We start from the raw sequence: 754 nt of genomic DNA on the forward strand, positions 1-754 counted from the left end.
ACCCGTCATCAACCCGTCATCAGTGATTTCACACTACCCGCGACAGCCTGATTTTTACCCTCCAGATCATTCAGGGCATGCTGACAATAATTATCCCCAATAGCACAAGATGTAATAGCGGCTGCACCGTCAAAAAGGTAATCAGCGCCCACAAGAGCAAAGTCACCGGCATCATTGAGGGCGCCTAACACACTATTCACAGCCGTTGAAGTTTTACCTTCACCCAATTTTTCCCTAACCTGATTTTTCCACCATTCGGTACTTTGTTTGACTGACTCTCTGGCCTTGTCACCGGACAACGAGTTATTCTGCACAACAACGCATTCCAGTGCGAACTTCACCGACGAACGCCGATTTTCCTAATGCTCTCAGTCAGTTACAACCCGTTTTTTCCAATGTCCGTTCACCGCCGAACCCAAAACCCCCTGACGCGCTTTTCGCCCCCGACGGCCCGTTTTTCCCGCCGGGCCCTTGTCAGCGTAGCGCCTTTTTCGGCAACGGGCGAACGTCGCCCAGCTTGCCTGGGCGGCGGACGCACGTTCTGCGGGCGCGGGCGGCACAGAGCCCGCAAGCGGCGCCCCTGCGACGCTCTGAGGCACTGTGGCTTCGGGTTGCGCATGGCCTTGCGACCACACGGTTTTGTTCAGGGAAGCCCCCCGGGGGGCTGCACGGGGCGGCGATGGCGAGCACGGCAACGAGCAACGGAGCGCAGCGCAGTGTGAGCCGCGCGCAGCCAGTGAAGCAGGGTTGGGGC

General features: G+C 58.2%; 1 protein-coding gene. It reads right to left on the bottom strand.

Features of this window, described 5'->3' with window-relative positions; genetic code table 11:
• Positions 1-8: 8 nt before the first annotated feature.
• Positions 9-341 (bottom strand): hypothetical protein, encoded by a 333-nt coding sequence (locus tag D3222_RS24850; protein ID WP_157975453.1) that lies wholly within the window; start codon positions 339-341, stop codon positions 9-11.
• Positions 342-754: the final 413 nt, after the last annotated feature.

This window comes from Photorhabdus sp. CRCIA-P01 (assembly GCF_003545805.1).
Classification (GTDB): Bacteria; Pseudomonadota; Gammaproteobacteria; order Enterobacterales; family Enterobacteriaceae; genus Photorhabdus; species Photorhabdus antumapuensis.